Origin of the sequence: Crossiella sp. S99.2, assembly GCF_023094165.1 — a bacterium.
In the GTDB taxonomy this organism is placed as follows: Bacteria; Actinomycetota; Actinomycetes; order Mycobacteriales; family Pseudonocardiaceae; genus Crossiella.
Genome location: NZ_JALMDK010000014.1, coordinates 125,934 through 143,566, shown reverse-complemented (window position 1 = coordinate 143,566; position 17,633 = coordinate 125,934). Strand labels below are relative to the sequence as shown.

The 17,633-nt window shown below is 71.5% G+C and carries 11 protein-coding genes; 6 read left to right on the top strand and 5 right to left on the bottom strand.

Annotation, left to right across the window (positions count from 1 at the left end; all coding sequences use genetic code 11):
* Positions 1-28 precede the first annotated feature (28 nt).
* Positions 29-250 carry a LuxR C-terminal-related transcriptional regulator gene (locus tag MZC64_RS38575; RefSeq protein WP_185008067.1) on the top strand — a complete coding sequence of 74 codons (222 nt, stop codon included), beginning with the start codon at positions 29-31 and terminating at the stop codon, positions 248-250.
* Positions 247-1,623 carry a rhamnulokinase family protein gene (locus MZC64_RS38570; RefSeq protein WP_247764625.1) on the top strand — a complete coding sequence of 459 codons (1,377 nt, stop codon included), beginning with the start codon at positions 247-249 and terminating at the stop codon, positions 1,621-1,623. The genes MZC64_RS38575 and MZC64_RS38570 overlap by 4 nt, the downstream gene beginning before the upstream one ends.
* Positions 1,624-1,769: 146 nt before the next feature.
* Here the strand turns inward: MZC64_RS38570 and MZC64_RS38565 are convergent, their stop codons facing one another.
* Positions 1,770-2,357 carry a TetR/AcrR family transcriptional regulator gene (locus MZC64_RS38565; protein WP_247764624.1) on the bottom strand — a complete coding sequence of 196 codons (588 nt, stop codon included), beginning with the start codon at positions 2,355-2,357 and terminating at the stop codon, positions 1,770-1,772.
* A 43-nt stretch (positions 2,358-2,400) separates the two neighbouring features.
* Positions 2,401-3,339: an endonuclease/exonuclease/phosphatase family protein gene (locus MZC64_RS38560; protein ID WP_282106561.1), complete on the bottom strand. Its 939-nt coding sequence runs from the start codon at positions 3,337-3,339 to the stop codon at positions 2,401-2,403.
* 360 nt (positions 3,340-3,699) lie between these two features.
* Between MZC64_RS38560 and MZC64_RS38555 the strand changes: the two genes are divergently transcribed.
* The gene (locus tag MZC64_RS38555) at positions 3,700-6,927 is read left to right on the top strand and encodes a GH92 family glycosyl hydrolase (RefSeq protein ID WP_247764717.1); all 3,228 of its coding nucleotides are present in this window, start codon (positions 3,700-3,702) and stop codon (positions 6,925-6,927) included.
* A 9-nt stretch (positions 6,928-6,936) separates the two neighbouring features.
* On the opposite strand, the gene recQ is transcribed toward MZC64_RS38555, so the two are convergent.
* Positions 6,937-8,784: a DNA helicase RecQ gene (recQ, locus tag MZC64_RS38550; RefSeq protein ID WP_247764623.1), complete on the bottom strand. Its 1,848-nt coding sequence runs from the start codon at positions 8,782-8,784 to the stop codon at positions 6,937-6,939.
* A gap of 171 nt (positions 8,785-8,955) precedes the next feature.
* Positions 8,956-9,726: a hypothetical protein gene (locus MZC64_RS38545; protein ID WP_247764622.1), complete on the bottom strand. Its 771-nt coding sequence runs from the start codon at positions 9,724-9,726 to the stop codon at positions 8,956-8,958.
* 175 nt (positions 9,727-9,901) lie between these two features.
* Here MZC64_RS38545 and MZC64_RS38540 point away from each other — a divergent pair, with 175 nt between their 5' ends.
* Entirely contained in the window at positions 9,902-11,065 is a 1,164-nt protein-coding gene (locus MZC64_RS38540; RefSeq protein ID WP_247764621.1) for a cytochrome P450, read from the top strand.
* 91 nt (positions 11,066-11,156) lie between these two features.
* Positions 11,157-13,214, top strand: coding sequence for a helix-turn-helix transcriptional regulator (locus MZC64_RS38535; protein WP_247764620.1), 2,058 nt, complete (start codon positions 11,157-11,159; stop codon positions 13,212-13,214).
* A 173-nt stretch (positions 13,215-13,387) separates the two neighbouring features.
* Here MZC64_RS38535 and MZC64_RS38530 read toward each other — a convergent pair whose 3' ends face one another.
* A complete protein-coding gene (locus MZC64_RS38530; RefSeq protein WP_247764619.1) occupies positions 13,388-13,705 on the bottom strand; it encodes a hypothetical protein in 318 nt (105 codons plus the stop codon).
* A 186-nt stretch (positions 13,706-13,891) separates the two neighbouring features.
* On the opposite strand from MZC64_RS38530, the gene MZC64_RS38525 reads away from it, so the two are divergent.
* Positions 13,892-17,440 carry an AAA family ATPase gene (locus MZC64_RS38525; RefSeq protein WP_308301115.1) on the top strand — a complete coding sequence of 1,183 codons (3,549 nt, stop codon included), beginning with the start codon at positions 13,892-13,894 and terminating at the stop codon, positions 17,438-17,440.
* The last annotated feature ends 193 nt before the right edge of the window (positions 17,441-17,633 follow it).

Sequence of the window (17,633 nt, the reverse complement as noted above, 5' to 3'; positions counted from 1 at the left end):
GATCAACGAAACGCCAGGAGGGACCACCATGGTGGTAGCCGACAACATCCGAGACCACGCCGTGCTCAGCGACGAGGAGGTCACCCTGCTCCGGCTGCTCTCGACCGGACTGCCGATCGACGCGGTCGCCCGCAGGCTGGAACTGTCCGAGCGCACCGTGCGCAGGCGCACCCGCGCGATGTGCAACCAGCTCGGCTTCTCCAGCTCCATCCAGGTGATCGTATGGGCGGTACGCCGGGGCCTTGTGTGAGGGTCGCGGCGGTGGACCTCGGCGCCTCCAGCGGCCGGGTGATGTCGGTTGAGGTCGGCTCGGGCGGGCTGACCCTCACCGAGGTCCACCGTTTCGCCAACACCCCCGTCACCCTGGCCGGCACCCTGCACTGGGACCCGATCCAGCTTTACCAAGGCGTGCTGCACGGCCTGCGCGAACTCACCGCCGACGGAAACCCCGTGCACAGCATCGGAATCGACTCCTGGGCCGTGGACTACGCGCTGCTGGCGCCAGACGGCGGCCTGCTCGGACTGCCCGTGCACTACCGCGACCACCGCACCGAAGGCCAACTGGACCGGGTACTCGCCAAGATCCCACCGGACCAGCTCTACGCCCACACCGGCCTGCAACTCCTCCGCATCAACACCCTGTTCCAGCTGATGTCCGAAGTGGACGGCCACCGCCTGCCCGCCGCGGACTGCCTCCTGCTCATCCCGGACCTGCTCACCTACTGGCTCACCGGCGACCGAGCCGCCGAACGCACCAACGCCTCCACCACCCAGCTCCTGAACGTCCACAGTGGACAGTGGCTGACCGGCCTCATGTCAGAACTGGGCATCCCACCCCACATCTTCCCCCCACTACGCGACCCAGGAACCCCAGCAGGCCAGCTGAAACCCGACCTCGGCTTCCCGAACCCCATCCCGGTAACCCGGGTCGCCAGCCACGACACCGCCTCTGCGATAGCCGCGGTCCCCGCCCAAACCCCCCACTTCGCCTACATCTCCTGCGGCACCTGGGCCCTGGCCGGCGTAGAACTGGACCACCCCGTCCTCACCCCCGCCAGCCGCGAAGCCAACTTCACCAACGAACGCGGCCTCGACGGCACCATCCGCTACCTGCGCAACAACATGGGCCTCTGGCTACTCCAGGAATGCCTCCGCACCTGGAACGCCCAAGCAGACCTGACCCCCCTGCTCACGGCGGCGGCCGACCTACCCACCCACACCCTGATCAACCCAGACGACCCGATCTTCCTACCCCCAGGCGACATGCCCACCCGCATCCGCCAGTGGTGCGCCACCCACGACCAGCCAGTCCCGCACGCCCGCCCCCAGCTGGTCCGCTGCATCCTGGACAGCCTGGCCAACGCCTTCCACCACACCATCACCGAGGCCGCCCAGCTGTCCGGCGCGCGGGTAGAGGTCGTACACCTGGTCGGCGGCGGCGCGGCCAACGGCCTGCTCTGCCAACTCACCGCCAACGCCTGCCAGCTCCCGGTCATCGCAGGCCCAGTGGAAGCAGCCGCCCTGGGCAACGCCCTGGTCCAACTCCGCACCGACCAAACCCTGCCCGAACTCCGCGACCTGGTCCGCACCAGCGCCACCCTGACCCACTACCCGCCCCGCTAGAAACCGCGACGAGCCCGGCCAGTCCTGCGGCGCCCCGCCATCGCCCGCGGCCAGTCTCCGCAACATCCTCGGCTGGCTGCCGCAACGCCCCCACGCTGCCAACCGCGCCCTGCTCGGCCCGCCCTCGGCGCCCACCCCCTCCCCACCTACCGCGGGAAGTTCGCCAGCACCATCTCCACCACCCGGCGCAATTCCTCGCGCCCCACCCCATCCGCAGCGTGCACCGACATCCCCTGACTGACCACCATCACCAGCCGCGCCAAGTCCGCCGCACTCGCCGACCCGGGCAGATCCCCCTCGGCCTGAGCCCGCTCGAACCGCTCCCGCAGCTGAACCTCCGCCGCCATCCGGTGCGCCGAGATCTCCGCCCGCACCCCGTCCGCGCCACTCCCGGTGGCCAGTGCGCCCTGCACCACCAGGCAGCCGCGCGGGCACCCCTCCGCGGTCACCACGTCCACCGTGCCGTAGAGCAGCCGCTCGGCCGTGGCCCGCGCGGTCGGCTCGGCCAGCGCCTCGGACACGTGCCGTGCCGGGCCGGTGGTGTAGCGCTCCAACGCCTTGCGGAACAACGATTCCTTGTTGCCGTAGGCCGCGTACAGGCTCGGCCGGTTGATGCCCATGGCCGCGGTGAGGTCGGACATGGCCGCGCCCTCGTAGCCATGCCGCCAGAAGACCTCCAGCGCCCGGTCCAGGGCCTGGTCGAGGTCGAATTCCCGGGGCCGCCCGATCGCCATACCGGCCTCCTTCCGTACCAGCCGATACTGTACTCCGTGCAGGTCAGGACAAGGCCAGCTCGGCCACCACCATGCGGTGATCCGTCCCACCCAGGCTGTGCTCGGCCACCGAGACCCCGGTCAGCCCCGCCCCGTGCAACACATGATCCAGTTCCACCACCGGCGGCACCCAGCCATCAGCCGGCCAGGTCGGCGCCCAGCCTCGCCCCAGCTCCGCGTGCGTGTCCACCATCCCCGCCGACAACAGCCCGCGGAACGAGGCGTGATCCAGCGTCGCGTTGAAATCGCCCAGCATCACCACATCCCGCCCCGCCACCGACCGCAACGAGTCCAGATCCCGCGCCCACCGCACCGGATCCCCCACCGGCCAGAAGGTGTGCACCCCGACGAACTGGATCGACCGCCCACCCACCTCGGCCCTGGCCACCGTCTGCGGCCACTCGGTGGGCGCGGCCAGCAACCCACCGCCACTCAACGGCAACCGCGAGTACAGCGAGGTATCCGCCTCCGGCCGCAACTCCTGATGCGGCAACACGGAATCAATGCCCGCCGCCGCCAACGCCCGCACGCCCGCCGCGGGCAGTTCCTGTACCGCGAGCACATCCAGCCGCTGCGTCCGCACCAGCTCCACCAACGCCCGCGCGTCCACCTGCCCCACCAGGCTGTTCACCGTCCCCACCCGCAACCGCACCGGCCCGGCCTCGCCCCCCGTGGCGACAAACCGCGGCACGATCACCACCACCTGCATCAACGCCAGCACCGCGGCCAGCCAGGCCGCCCGCAACCGCAACACCCCCAGCACCACCGCGACCACCACGGTCCCCACCGCCACCAACGGCAACCCCGCCATCGGCAACGCCAGCACATTCCCGTCATCCAGCCCCGTGACCCGAACCACGACGAGTAATGTCACCGGCGCCAGCCCCACCCAGCCCAGCCAAGCCAGCACCCGCCGCCGCGGCCGAACATCAACAACGGTCATGCCCGCCAGTCTGCCCGAGCACCCCGACCAGCCAACCAACGGCCGCCCGCCCCGGATCGCCGTCGGCCGCGGATCGCCGTCGGCCGTGGCGCCTCCTGCCGGATCGCCGCCCGCCCCGGTCGTCCGATCTCCTGCCGGCCCTCGTGGGCACGGGGCCGGTTTCCGGCAGTCAGGGCCAAAATCGGACAGTTCCCCGGACAGGCCCTTTTCGTGGGTCGGCCCGCCGTGGCATGGTCGCTCTGACTCCGACAACGTTGTCAGCGAGGGGGCGGAACCTTGTCACCATCTCCCGGCAGAACCGTCGCGCACGCCAGGAAGCCCGCATCCGCCCGGACGCGCTCGCTCGCGCCCGCGCTGGCCGTGGCGCTGCTGGCCGGCGGGCTGTTCGCGCCCGCGACCGCCTCCGCGCAGCCGGTGGCCGACCCGACCACGCTGGTCAACCCGTTCGTCGGCACCCAGAACTTCGGCAACACCTTCCCCGGCGCGAGCGCCCCCTTCGGCATGGTCCAGGTCAGCCCGGACACCGGCGGCCAGGGCGGCTACGACTACAAGCAGGACCAGATCCACGGGTTCAGCCAGACCCACCTCTCCGGGGTCGGCTGCGGGGTGGCCGGTGAACTGCCGATCATGCCCACCACCGGGCCGGTCGACTCGGTCGAGCACACCGGCTACCGCTCCAAGTACTCCCACGACGACGAACAGGCCAGCCCCGGCTACTACCGGGTCGGGCTGTCCCGCTACGGGATCAACGCCGAACTGACCGCGACCGAGCGCACCGGCTGGCAGCGCTACACCTTCCCGGCGACCGCCGCGGCGAACGTGCTGTTCAACACCGGCAAGGCCAATCAGGGCGTGCACGACTCGGAGATCCACGTCGTCGGCGACCGGACCATCGAGGGCCGGGTCCGCGCGGGCGGGTTCTGCGCGGGCAAGGACGACCACACCGTCTTCTTCACCGCCAGTTTCGACCGTCCGTTCAGCGCGTTCGGCACCTGGCGCGGCACCGCCAAACGCCCGGACACCCGCGACGCCGCTGGCGCGGGCGGCAACGGCGCCTGGGTGAGTTTCGACGCCGCCACCGACCGGGACGTCGTGGTCAAGGTCGGCCTGTCCTACACCGGCCTGGACGGCGCCCGCCGCAACCTCACCGCCGAGACCGGCGCCGCGCACGACTTCGACGCCGTGCGCGCCAAGCTGCACCAGTCCTGGCAGCAGCGGCTGCGCTCGGTGAGCGTCGGCGGCGGCAGCACCGAACGGCAGACCGCCTTCTACACCGCGCTCTACCACTCCCTGCTGCACCCCAACCTGGCCGGCGACGTCGACGGCAAGTACCTCGGCTTCGACGACAAGGTGCGCACCGCCACCGACTTCACCCCGTACCAGAACCTGTCCCTGTGGGACACCTACCGCCCGCAGAACCAGCTGCTGGAAATGCTGGAACCCCAGGTGGCCAGGGATGTCGCGCTGTCCGTGCTGGCCGCGGGCCGGGACGGCGGCTGGCTGCCGCGCTGGGCGCTGGCCAACAGCGAGACCAACATCATGACCGGTGACCCGGTCACCCCGTTCCTGGTCGAGGCGTGGTCCAAGGGCCTGCTCGCCGGGCACGAACGCGAGGCGTACACCTTGCTGCGCAGGAACGCCACCGCCACCCCGCCGGCCAACTCCGTCTACAATGGACGGTCCGGCGTGGACTACTACAACAAGCGTGGCTACATCCCCTCCGGTCTCAAACTCGGCGTCGACTGCGCGCACAAGGGCGGCGACAACGACTGCGTGCACCCGGCCTCGGCGACCATGGAGTACGCGGCCGCCGACGCCTCGCTGGCCCTGCTCGCCGACGCCCTCGGCGTACGCGCCGACGCGCGGATGTTCGGCGAACGCGGCCAGTGGTACCGCAACCTGTGGGACAAGGGCATCAGCCAGTTCCGCCCGCGCACCAAGGACGGCACCTGGGTCACGCCATACGACCCGGTCGGCGCCGGGCACCAGTTCCACGAGGGCGGCGCCTACCAGTACCAGTGGCTGGTGCCCCAGGACCCGGCCGGTCTGGTCGAGTTGATGGGCGGCCGCAAGGCCACCGAGCAACGACTGGACCGGTTCTTCGCCTACGACAAGCTGCTGCGCGACCCAGCGGGCACCGCGCGCAAGGACTGGATCACCGATCCCTACGACTACTACGGCAAACCCACCTACAACCCGAACAACGAGCCCGACCTGCACGCGCCCTACATGTACCTGTGGGCAGGCGCCCCGGCCAAGACGGCGACCGTGGTCCGCGCCGCGATGACCCTGTTCACCACCGGCCCGGACGGCATGACCGGCAACGACGACCTGGGCACCATGTCAGCCTGGTATGTCTTCTCCTCTCTCGGGCTGTACCCGACCATGAGCGGCGCCAACTTCCTCGCCCTGTCCAGTCCGCAGTTCCCGACCGCGACCGTGCGCATCGGCGACTGGGGCGGCCGCCAGGGCGGCACGCTCACCGTCACCGCGCCCGGCGCGAGCGATGCGAACCGTTACGTGCAACGGGTGTCGCTGGACAACCGGCCGGTCACCCGGACCTGGCTGTCCTGGGCCGACCTCGCCCGCGGCGGCACCCTGGCGCACACCCTGGGCAGCACCCCGTCGCAGTGGGGCACCGGCCGCCAGGACGAGCCGCCGTCGATCAACCGCTCGGCAGCCGACCCGCGGCACCACCTCGACGCGTCCCTGCGCCAGCCCACCGCGGTGCTGCCCACCTCGGCGAGCCCGCAACAGGCCACCCTGCCGCTGGACGTGCTGGGCCAGTCCCCGGGCGTCCTGGCCGCCCAGATCCGAACCACCGCCCCGGCGGGCTGGCGGCTCGACGGCCCGCAGGCGCCGATCCTGTTGCGCTCCCAGCGGCTGCCGACCCAGCAGACCGTGCCACTGGCCCTCACCGTCCCGGCGGGCACGCCGCCCGGCAAGTACCCGGTGCTGGTGCGGGTGGAGTCCCTGGACGGAAACAAGGTCGTCCGCGAACTCACCGTCGAGCTGCGCACCGCCGCCACCTGCGCGAGCACCAGCGGCACCCAGTGCGCGGTGAACCTGGCCACCGTGGCCGACCACGACGGCACCGCCACCGTGACCGCCTCCGCCGAAGGCGACTTCGACGGCGGCGGCTGGAGCTACGACGCCGCCCTGCTGCCACCACCCGGCCCGGTCACCTGGGCGGCCACCACCTACGCCGCCCCGGATCCCACCGGGACCAAGCCCAACTTCGTCGAGTCCCGCGGCCAGTCCCTGCTGCTGCCCGAAGGCAGGCACAGCAGCCTGAAACTGGTCTCCGCCAGCCACAACGGCCCGGTCACCGCGCCACTGACCATCCGCTACGCCGACGGCAGCACTGTCGAGGCCGCGGCCGCCGTCGGCGACTGGGCGGGCTCGACCCCGGCAGGCACCACCGTGCTGCTGGAGATGCCGCACCGGATCAAGGCGGGCACCGGGATCGACGGCCCACCGGTCAGGCTGTTCGGCCAGACCGTGCCGCTGGATCCCGCCAAGGCGATCCGCTCCATCACCCTGCCCAACGATCCGCGTATTGAGTTGTACGCGCTCACCCTGTCCTGAGTCATAACCTCATTCGGCGCCTCCGTGCAGGACGTCGAGCACCTGCTGGCCGTAGGCCTCCAGCTTCGCCTCGCCGATACCGCTGATGCCGCCGAGCGCCGCCAAAGTGGCCGGGCGCTCGGTGGCGATGGTGCGCAGCGTGGCGTCATGGAAGATCACATAGGCCGGCTTGGCGATCTCCTTGGCCACCGCGCCCCGCCAGGCGCGCAGCTGCTCGAAGACCGCCGTCGCCTCCGGTGACAGATCCGCCGCCACCGCGGCCTTCTTCGCCTTGGCCTGACTGGATTTGCTGACCGGCCGCTCCGGCTCGCGCCGCAGCAGCACCTCGCGCTGACGGCCGAGCACCTGCCCGCTGGCCTCGGTGAGCACCAGCGTGCCGTAATCGCCCTCCACCGCCAGCAGGCCCTGCGCCAGCAGTTGCCGGACCACCGACCGCCACTCCTGCTCCCGCAGATCGGCCCCGATGCCGAAGACGGTCAGCGCGTCGTGGTCGTGCTCGATGATCTTGGCGGTCTTCTTGCCGAGCAGGATGTCCACCACCTGCCCGGCGCCGAACTTCTGGTTCCGCTCGCGCTTGAGCCGGTACACCGTGGACAGCAGCTTCTGCGCCGCCACCGTGCCGTCCCAGGACTCCGCCGGGTTCAGGCAGGTGTCGCAGTTGCCGCATGCCTGGCCCTGCTGCCCGAAGTAGTTCAGCAGCTGCACCCGGCGGCATTCCACCGTCTCGCACAGCGCGAGCATCGCGTTGAGGTGCTGGCCCAGCTTGCGCCGGTGCGCGTCGTCGCCCTCGGAGGTGTCGATCATCTTGCGCTGCTGCACCACATCCTGCAGCCCGTAGGCCAGCCAGGCCGTGGACGGCAGCCCGTCCCGCCCGGCGCGACCGGTCTCCTGGTAGTAGCCCTCCACCGACTTCGGCAGGTCCAGATGGGCCACGAAACGCACGTCGGGCTTGTCGATGCCCATGCCGAAGGCGATGGTGGCCACCACGATGAGCCCGTCCTCGCGCAGGAACCGGGCCTGGTTGCGCGCCCTGGTGCCCGAGTCCAGCCCCGCGTGGTAGGGCACCGCCTCGAAACCGTTGGCGGAGAGGAACTCCGCGGTCTTGTCCACTGATGCCCTGGACAGGCAGTAGACGATGCCCGCGTCGCCCTTGTGCTCGGTGCCCAGCAGGTCCAGCAGCTGCCGCTTGGGATCGTTCTTGCCGACGATGCGGTACTGGATGTTGGGCCGGTCGAAGCTGGCCACGAAATGCCTGGCCTCGGCCAGGTTCAACCGGGTGGCGATCTCGGTGTGGGTGGCCTCGGTGGCGGTGGCGGTCAGCGCGATTCGCGGCACGTCCGGCCAGCGTTCGTGCAACTGGGACAGATTCAGGTATTCCGGCCGGAAATCGTGCCCCCACTGGGACACGCAGTGCGCCTCGTCGATGGCGAACAAGGACACCCGGCCGCGGTCCAGCAGCCGCAGGGTCGACTCCATCCGCAGCCGTTCCGGCGCCAGGTAGAGCAGATCCAGCTCCCCGGCCAGGAACAACGACTCCACGAGTTGCCGCTCGTCGGGCAGCTGGGTGGAGTTGAGGAACCCGGCCCGCACCCCGGCCGCGGTCAGCGCGTCCACCTGGTCCTGCATCAGCGCGATCAGCGGCGACACCACCACGCCGACGCCGGGCCGCACCAGGGCGGGAATCTGGTAGCACAACGACTTTCCGCCGCCGGTGGGCATGAGCACGAGCGCGTCGCCGCCCGCGACGACATGCTCGATGATCGCCTGCTGCTCGCCGCGGAACGAGTCGTAACCGAAGACACGGCGCAGTACCTGCGTCGCGTCCGTCACGTCCGATCCGGCTTCCGTCGAAGTCACGGGGCCGAGATTACCGACACCCGCCGACACGCTGTGCCGCACCGCGTTCCGAACGGGTGGGCCGGGCCGGTGACCGACGGTGAGCTTTCCGTCGGCCACCCCGGTTGACCTGCCCCTGGACCAAGATCCGCGGCGAAAAAAGAGGCTGCACGGGTTTCCCCGTCGGTGGACTCAGGCCGGGCCGACGAAGACCGCTTTGTCCCGGCCGAAGCCCGGCTGGAAGGCGAGTTGCATCTCGCCCGGCTTGGCGCTGACGGCGTAGGCGACCTCGTAACTGAAGCTCTTGCCCGGCAGCACGGTGCCGGTGTCCGTGCCGGTGCCGCAGGGGCCGTTGAAGTCGGTGATCGGCCTGGCCTCCCGCCCGTCGAACTGGGCGTCGCTCAGTCCGAGCAACAGACTCGTCTCGACCGGTTCCCTGGTGCCGTTGACCACGGTGACGGTGAACTTGGCCGCACGGTCCACTGTGGACGGTGAGGAGTGCTTGCCTGGCTTGCACGTGGCCGGCTTGGCCACCTCGACGGCCAGCCCGTCCTTCCAGGTGTAGCGTTTGCCCCAGGTCGGTGCTTCCGCGGGTGGCGGGTTGTCGGCCGGTTTCGCCTTGCCCGGGTCCCCGTCGCTGACCTGGCCCTGGTTGGCGGTGTCCTGGAGTGCCTCATCCAGTGCCTTGACCGCGGCCGCCTGCACCACCACCGTGATGACGATGGCCAGCACGCACAGCCCGGCGCCGATGGCGGCCATCATCTTGCGGGTGCCGAACACCGCGATCACCCCGAGCACCAGGCCGACTCCGGCGGCGATCGCGGTGACGTTGTTGAGGATGATGATCGGCGAGCCGAGCAGCCCGACCAGGCCGAGGATCAGCGCGGTCAGGGCGAGTCCGCTGAACCTGGGCGGAGGCGGCTGCGGCGGCGCTTCGGGCATGATGGGCAATTGGTGGGTCATGGTCGCTCCCTGGGCGAAGGCTGGTGCCCGGTGGTCGCGGGGTGACGCAATGTCGTTAGCGCACACCGGGTTCGTTCACCACTACGGGCGATGGGCTGCAACGAACCGGGGAAGCGGCGGTCACGACTGGGCCACCACGTAACGTTCCGGCAGGGACCGCGAGACAGGGTGTGACATGGGCGGCGAGGCGGGCACGGGCCAGGACCGGCGGCTCATCCGAGACGGTGCCTCCGACTGCCCGGTCACCCAGGTGGCCGCGGGGCACTGGTCCGTCCGTGGCCTGGCCGCGGGCCGCACCGTGTTGCGCAGCACCGAGACCCGGCAGGCCGGACTGGCCATCGAACGGATGGACAAGCTGCCCAGTTCGCTGCGGCGTCCCGTGCTCTACCGCGACGGTCCCGAGCACCGCGAACACCGCAGGCAGACTGCCAGATTCTTCACCCCGCGCCGGGTCGAGGAGCACTACCGGCCGCTCATGCGCCGGGTGGTCGAGCAACAGATCGCCTTGCTGCACAAGGAGAAGAGCGTCGACCTGGGCCGGCTCAGCTTTGAGCTGGCGCTGACCGTGGTGGCCGAGGTGGTCGGCCTGACCGACAGCAAGCCCGGCATGGCGGGCCGGCTGGAGGCGTTCTTCCCGGTCCGCCCGCCCGGGTTCCTGGCGCTCAACCTGGCCTGGCTGCGGTTCCACTTCGGCGACGTCCGGCCCGCGGTGCGCGCCCGCCGCCGCGCGCGCCGGGACGACCTGATCTCGCACCTGATCGACGAGGGCTGCCGGGACAGCGAGATCCTCGGCGAATGCCTGACCTTCGCCGCCGCCGGCATGGTCACCACCAGGGAGTTCATCAACCTGGCCGCCTGGCACCTGTTCGCCGACCCGGACCTGTGCGAGCGCTACCGCACCGCCGAGGAACCGGACCGGCTCGCCATCCTGCACGAGTTGCTCCGGCTGGAACCCGTGGTCAACACCCTGAAGAGACGGACAATCGCCCCGATCGAGCTAGCCGGCGAGGCCGGGCCGGTGACCATCCCGGCCGGTGATCTGGTGGAGATCGAGATCAGCGCGACCAACGTCGACCCGGCCGCGGTCGGCGACCGTCCGGCCGACATCTGCCCAGGTCGGGAACTGGTCGGTGGGCCAGGGCCGGTGGCACTCGCCTTCGGTGACGGGGCGCACCGCTGCCCAGGCGCGTACATCGCGATGCTGGAGAGCGACCTCTTCCTGCACGCCCTGTTCGCCCAGCCGGGGATCACCCTGGAGAGTGCGCCGACGGTGGCGTTCCGACCGGAGATCGCCGCGTACGAGCTGCGTGGCCTGCGCGTCTCAGTGCGGGGAACCTGAAGTCGGCTCGGCCCGCGCCCGCTGAAGGACTACGGTCGGAACCGGGTCTAGGTGGGAGCGTGACGTGGCAGGGTCGCCCCGGTCGGGACGGATGGGACTGAACGTCGACGCGCTGCGCGCGGTCGACGGGGTCCCGGACGTCCGCCAACCCCAGCGCGAGGTCAACGGCCCGCCGGGTCCGCCGGTGTTCGAGGGCCTCGGACCGCACGCGGGCGCGGTGGCGGTGGCGGTCGCCGTGCTCGGTCCGGACGCGCCGCTGCGGGACACCGCGGAACTCGCTCAGCTCAGCCTGCCGGACACGCTCGCCGCGGTGGACGTGCTGACCGCGGCTGGCGTGCTGGTCAACCAGGTGCCGCTGTCCTTCCGGTCGGCCGAGACCGCGCGGACCGTCCTGTGTGGACTGCCGGTGGGCGCGCGGATCACCGTGCGGCTGCGGGCGGCCGAACTGCTGCGCGCGCTGCCCGGCGCGGCCGAGCGGACCGCGGACCAGCTGGTGCTGATCGGTCCGGTCGGTCTGGACTGGGCGGCCGACGCGCTGCGTGCAGCCTCGGTCCAGGCGCTGGACCGCGGGGACTGGCGGGCGGCGGCGGAGTACCTGCGACAGGCGCTGGCCGAACCGCTGCCGGTGGCCGAGCGGGTGGACTACACCCAGCGGCTGGCCGCGATGCTCACCGACACCGACCCGCTGGCCGCGGTGACCTGCCTGCTGCAGGAGCTGCGGTGCCCGGACACCCCGGCCGAGGTCACCGCCACCACCGGGTTGCTGCGGCGGCTGGCGACCCGGTTGCCCAGCACCCAGGACGTGCTGCGCCTGTTCGACGAGGCCGCCGACCGGGTGCACCAGCACGATCCGGCCGCCGCGGTGCGGTTGCAGCTCACCAGGGCTGGGTTCGCGCTGTTCCGCCCGGGTGGCACGACCCGGCTGAGCAGGCTGGAACGCTGGCTGTCCGAGGCGGACCTGGCCGATCCGGTCGCCCGCCGGGGCCTGGCCGCGGTCCGCTCCTGCCTGGCCGCGTTGCGCGAGCCCCGGGCAGGCGACGCGATCGAGCTGGCCACCGCGGTGCTGGCCGAGGCCAACGTCAAACGGGAGTGGGACGCCTGCTGGCTGGCGTTGTCCGCGCTGCTGCTCGCCGGGGACGACGAGGCCACCGAACGCGCCTGCCGCCGGCTGGACGCCGACCTGCCCGCCGACGGCGCCGAGATCCAGCGCTTCGGCTGCGAACTGACCAAGGGCTATTACCTGCGGCGACAGGGAAAACTGCGCGCCACAGTGTCCACTTTGGACAGTCTGCTGACCGCGTGCGCGGAGTACGGCCTGGCCCGTAACCACCCGATCGTGGCCACCGCGGCGGCCAACCTGGCCGAAACCCTGGTGCACACTGGAGCACTAAGGCGGGCGGAACAGGTGCTCGCGGAGTACCGCCTCAACGGGGACATCCGCGACACCGGCTCTTCGATGTGCCTGCTGCGCGGCCGAGGCGCGGTCGCCGCGGCCAACGGCGACCTGGACACCGCGCTGGCCGCCCAACTTGACTGCGGCCGGCACGTCACCGGCTGGGCCGAACTGAACGCCGAATTCCTGCCCTGGCGCTTCGAGGCGGTGCTCACCCTGCTCCGCGCCGACCGCCACGACGACGCGGTCGCCCTCGCCGAAGCCGACCAGGCCGCCGCGACCGCCTGGGGCACCCCACGCGCGCTGGGTTTCGCCGCCTACGCCAGGGCGCTGACCCGCCGCGGCGCCCAGCGGATCGCGTTGCTCACCGAAGCGGCGCAACACCTCTTCGCCGCGGGCGCCGCGTTGTCGGAGGCGCACGCCCGCTACGACCTGGCCCTGGCCCTGCACGAGGCGGGATCCGCCGAGGAAGCCGTGCCCCACCTCGCCCGCGCCCGCGAACTCGTCGACTACTGCGGCGCCGCGGCCCTGGGCGAACGCCTGGGCGCCCTCACCCCGACCGACCGCCCCCTGCTCACCCCGCAGGAACGCCGGATCGCGCGCCTGGTCGCCCGCGGCCACACCAACACCGAGATCGCCGAAGACCTGAGCCTGGCCCGCCGCACGGTCGAGTTCCACCTGTCCAGCGTCTACCGCAAACTGGCCATCACCGGCCGCGGTGACCTGCTCGCCTGGACCGGCCCGGAAATCGACTGACCGGCCGGGAGATCGACTTGGCCGATCGTCACCACCAGCCGGCCCGAAGATCGACCAGTCAGCCCGAAGCTCGACTCAGTCCGAAGCTCGACCAGAGGCGGCGGAAACCGACTCGAAGCGGCGGCGATCGGCCAGCAGCAACGACGATCGCGGCCGGCAATGGCGACAACCGGCTAAGAGGCGGCGGCCCGATCCCGCACCAGTCGAAACGCCTCGATGTACTTGGGCAGTTCCCGCCGCGCCGCCTCCAGGCTGCGCCGGTCGACCGCCACCGCGGCCACCCGCTCCCCGGGAATCAACCAGTCCGCGGCCGACTCCCGCTCGTCCTCCCCGGCACACCGCAGCAGCAGGCACACCGAGTCCAAGGTCCGCACCAACTCCGCGACAATCCCCGCCGCCTGCTCCGCGTCCAACGCCAGCAAGCCATCAGCGGCCAGCCGAAGGAAAAGATCACCCGCAAGCCCGCCGTACCCGGTGTCGCCGCTCGCCATCCCGCGCCTCCACAACCCGCCGATCGGACCGCTCAGAAGTCCACTACTCCCCAGCCCCCGCCCGATACCCCCACCCGCCAAGATCTGCCCAGACACCCGACCGGTCTTGCCCGCACGGACACCCCGAAGTCCGCTTCTGGACACATCCGCCCCTCGACCGGACACAATGTCCACCACAGACCACCGATGTCTCCGCCGCCGACCACTGCCGCCGACCCTGAACACCAATTCGCCACACCTTCGGGTGACTGCTGCTTCTTGCCCTGGTATCGCAGGGTGGGTGAATTCGCTGGTCAGGTAGGGTGGATTGGGTTCGGGTGGGGCTGGGTTGGGCGTCCGAGACCGGGTTTCCCGGGCAAGATCCAGACGGCAAGGAACCGAATCGGCGTTACCCGCGTTGCGCAGGAGAACAGCGGCGCCGGCAAGCGCGGCACACCCGTGTCAGCAGAGCGGCCGATGTCAGCAGGGCAGCCGACGCGGCGAGCAAGAGGGTTCAGCGGCGGAGAGCCCGGCCTGCACGCGGAGCGTACGGACGTGCCGGGTAAGGCGGGGCTGTGCTGGTTGGGCAGGCCGCCGGCGGTCCGAGGACACTCCGCACTCGGGACACATGAAACGGGCGTCGGACACGCCGGAACCGGGCATCCCGGCAACTTCGAAGCCCGTTCGCAGCCCATCGGCCGAGCCGCCGCGCCACCGGCCGGGCCTCCAGCTTGTCGGCCAGGATTTCAGCTCGCTGGTCAGGGCCCGATGTGCAACGGCTGGACGCCCGCAGTTGGCCCGCGCCGGTCCCGCACCCGCAACCCGCCTGACCTGCATGTCCAGAACCAGCCACACCCCCGGCCCGACCCTCAGCCTGCTGGCCCTCGACATCCGCCGGGTCGTAAGTTACTGCGCATGCTGCCCGGACCCCCGTCGGACATGTGGATCGGTCGCGACAAGGAACTCGAGGTCCTCCGGTCGGCTGTGGACGCCCTGGGGCGGGGGACGGGCGCGGTGGTGTGGGTTGAGGGGGAGCCGGGGATTGGGAAGTCAGCGCTGGTCGCGCGGGGGTTGGAGGCGGCGCGGGGGGCGGGGTATGACGTGTTGGCTGGGGTGGCGGATCCGATGTCGCAGCGGTCGCCGTTGCGGGTGATGTTGGACCTGCTGCAGGTGGGGCCTCGGTCGGCGGATCCTCGGCGGGCGCGGATCGCGGGGATGTTGCGGGAGCGGCGGTTGGGGTTGTTGGAGGCCGCCGATGTCGCCTGGGTTGAGATTGAGTTGCTGGCGGGGTTGGTGGACGAACTGTGCACGGCTGGGCCGACTGTGCTCGTCGTCGACGATCTCCAGTACCTCGATGAGGCCTCCTTCCTGTTGTGGCATCGGCTGGTGACGGCGGTCGACCAGTTGCCGTTGTTGCTGGTCACCACCTGTCGGCCGGTGCCCCGCCGGCGGGAGGTGCTCGAACTGCGGGCGGCGTTGGCGCGGCGGGGGCATCCGTTGCTCGTGGTGGAGCCGTTGGGGGCGGATGAGGCGGCGGCGATGCTGGCCGGCCTGGTGGGGGAGGTGGACCCGGGGGTGCTGGACCGGTTGCGGGAGCTGGCCATGGGGAATCCGCTCTACCTGCGGGAGTTGGCTGACGCGGTGCGGCGCAACAGTGCGGTGGCGGATGGCGAGGTGGAGTTGCCGACCTCGTTCGCGGAGGCGTTGACCGGGCGGTTGCGGGTGGTGCCGGAAGGATCAGCGGAGATCCTGCGGATGGCCGCCTTGCTGGGCGGGCGGTTCGCGGTCACCGAGTTGGCGGTGCTGATGCGGCGGTCGGCGGCGGAGTTGGTGCTGGGGCTCCAGGATGCGCTGGCGGCCGGGATCGTGGTGGACACCGGTGGGCAGATGGCGTTCCGGCATCCGTTGATCCGGCAGGCGCTCTACGACGGGATGCCCGCGGCGTTGCGGGCCGCGCTGCACCGGGAGGCGGCGCAGGCGCTGGCGGTGTCCGGGGCCGGGGCGTTGCGGGTGGCCGAGCAGTTGCTCGCCTCCGGGCAGCCGGGCGACGCGTGGGCGCGGGGATGGCTGGCAGGGACGGCGACCGCGCTGGCCGCGCACGCGCCGGAGGTGGCCATCGAGTTGCTCTGCCGGGATGTGGATCAGCCCCTGGTCGAGGACGAGCACGGCGAGATCCTGTTGGTGGTGCTGGCCTGGGTGTTGCTCGGGGTGGGCCGCCACGACGACGCGGTGGTGCGGGCGCGGCAGGGGCTGGCCGCGGCGACCCGGACCGGGCACCGGGCGGAGATGTACTTCGTGCTGGTGCGGGCCTTGTTCAGCCTGGGGCGCAACACCGAGGCGGTCGAGGCGGTGCGGCGGGCGTTGTCCCGCACCGATCTGCCGGTGGCCTGGCGGGCCCGGTTGCTGGTGTCGCTGGCCATGTTCCAGCGCGCGGGCGAGGGCGACGTGGACGCCGCCGAGGTCACCGCGCGGCAGGCGCTGAACCTGGCCGAGAGCGTCGGCGACTCCTTCGCCACCGCCTACGCGCTGACCGTGCACTGGCTCAACCAGTCCATCCGCCGCGATCATCTCGGTGCGCTGACCAGCATCGACCGCGCCTTGGAGGTACTGCGCGGCGGACCGGACCACGCCGATCTGCACGCCTACGCCCAGGACGGGCGGATCTTCAGCCTGCAGAACCTGGGGCGCTGGCCGGAGGCCGCCGCCGCGCTTCGCCAGGAACGCGAGGGCGCCGCGCACCGCTCCACCGGCACCAGGCTCGGGGTGACCGCGGCGGTGCTGCTGTACTGGCTGGGGGAGTGGGGCGACGCGCTGGCCGAACTCGATCCGAATCACCTGGACGTGGTTGGCTTCACCTATTCAGGGCTGCGCGAACCCGGTCCGTCACTGCTGTGGCACGGTGTCGCCGCGTTGATCGCCGCCCGCCAGGACAACCGGGACACCGCGCGCGAGCACCTGCGCACCGGCGGCGCGCTGCCGATCACCACCATCGGCGACCGGGAGAACCGGGACTTCCTGGTCGCCGCGCAGAGCGTGGTGCTGGAACAGGACGGCGACCCGCGGGCGGCCATGACCACCCTCGCCGGGATGCTGCTGGACCGCCGCTCCGGTGAGATGTCGCTGATCCACCAGTGGCTGCCCGACCTGGTCCGGCTGGCCACCGAACTCGGCGAGCCGGACACCGTGCGCGCCGCGCTGGCCGCCTGCCGGGCCGAGGCCGAGGCCGAGACCATCCCCGGCCGGGCCGCCGCGGCCGTGCTGCGCTGCCAGGGCCTGGCCGAGGCCGACCCTGGACCGCTGCGCGCCGCGGTCCAGCGCTACCGGGACACCGGCCCCACGATCGAACTCGCCGCCACCCTGGAAGACCTGGCCGCCGTGCTCGCCGCCCGCGGCGAGGTCGCCGAGGCCAGGCAGGCGCTGCACGAGGCCGTCACGCACTACGGCGAGTTCGGCGCCGACTGGGACATCCGCCGCGCCGAGGGCCGTCTGCGCGAGCACGGCGTCCGCCGGGGTGTGCGCGGCCGCCGTGCCCAGCGCGAGGTCTCCGGCTGGGCCGCGCTCACCCCCACCGAACTGCGCATCGCCGACCTGGTCGCCGACGGCCAGTCCACCCCGGGCATCGCCGCGGGGCTGTTCCTCTCGCCACGCACCGTGCAGACCCACATCTCGCACATCCTGGGCAAACTCGGTGTCCGCGGCCGGGTGGAGATCGCCCGCGAGGTCTTCCGTCGTCGGGCGGCTGACCAGGCCGGATGACATCCGCGGAGGACACGGGCTGTCCTCCGCAGGTCACCTCCGCAGGTACCCGCAGGTTGCCCGAGCGCACCACCGGGTTTGCCCGTTCGTCCCCCGGTCCCCGCAGGTCAACACCCTGTCGAGAGCACACCGTCAGGTGGCCGATGTCTCTAGCGTCACTCAGCGTCAGGATTGCGGTGTCGGTCCACCAGGT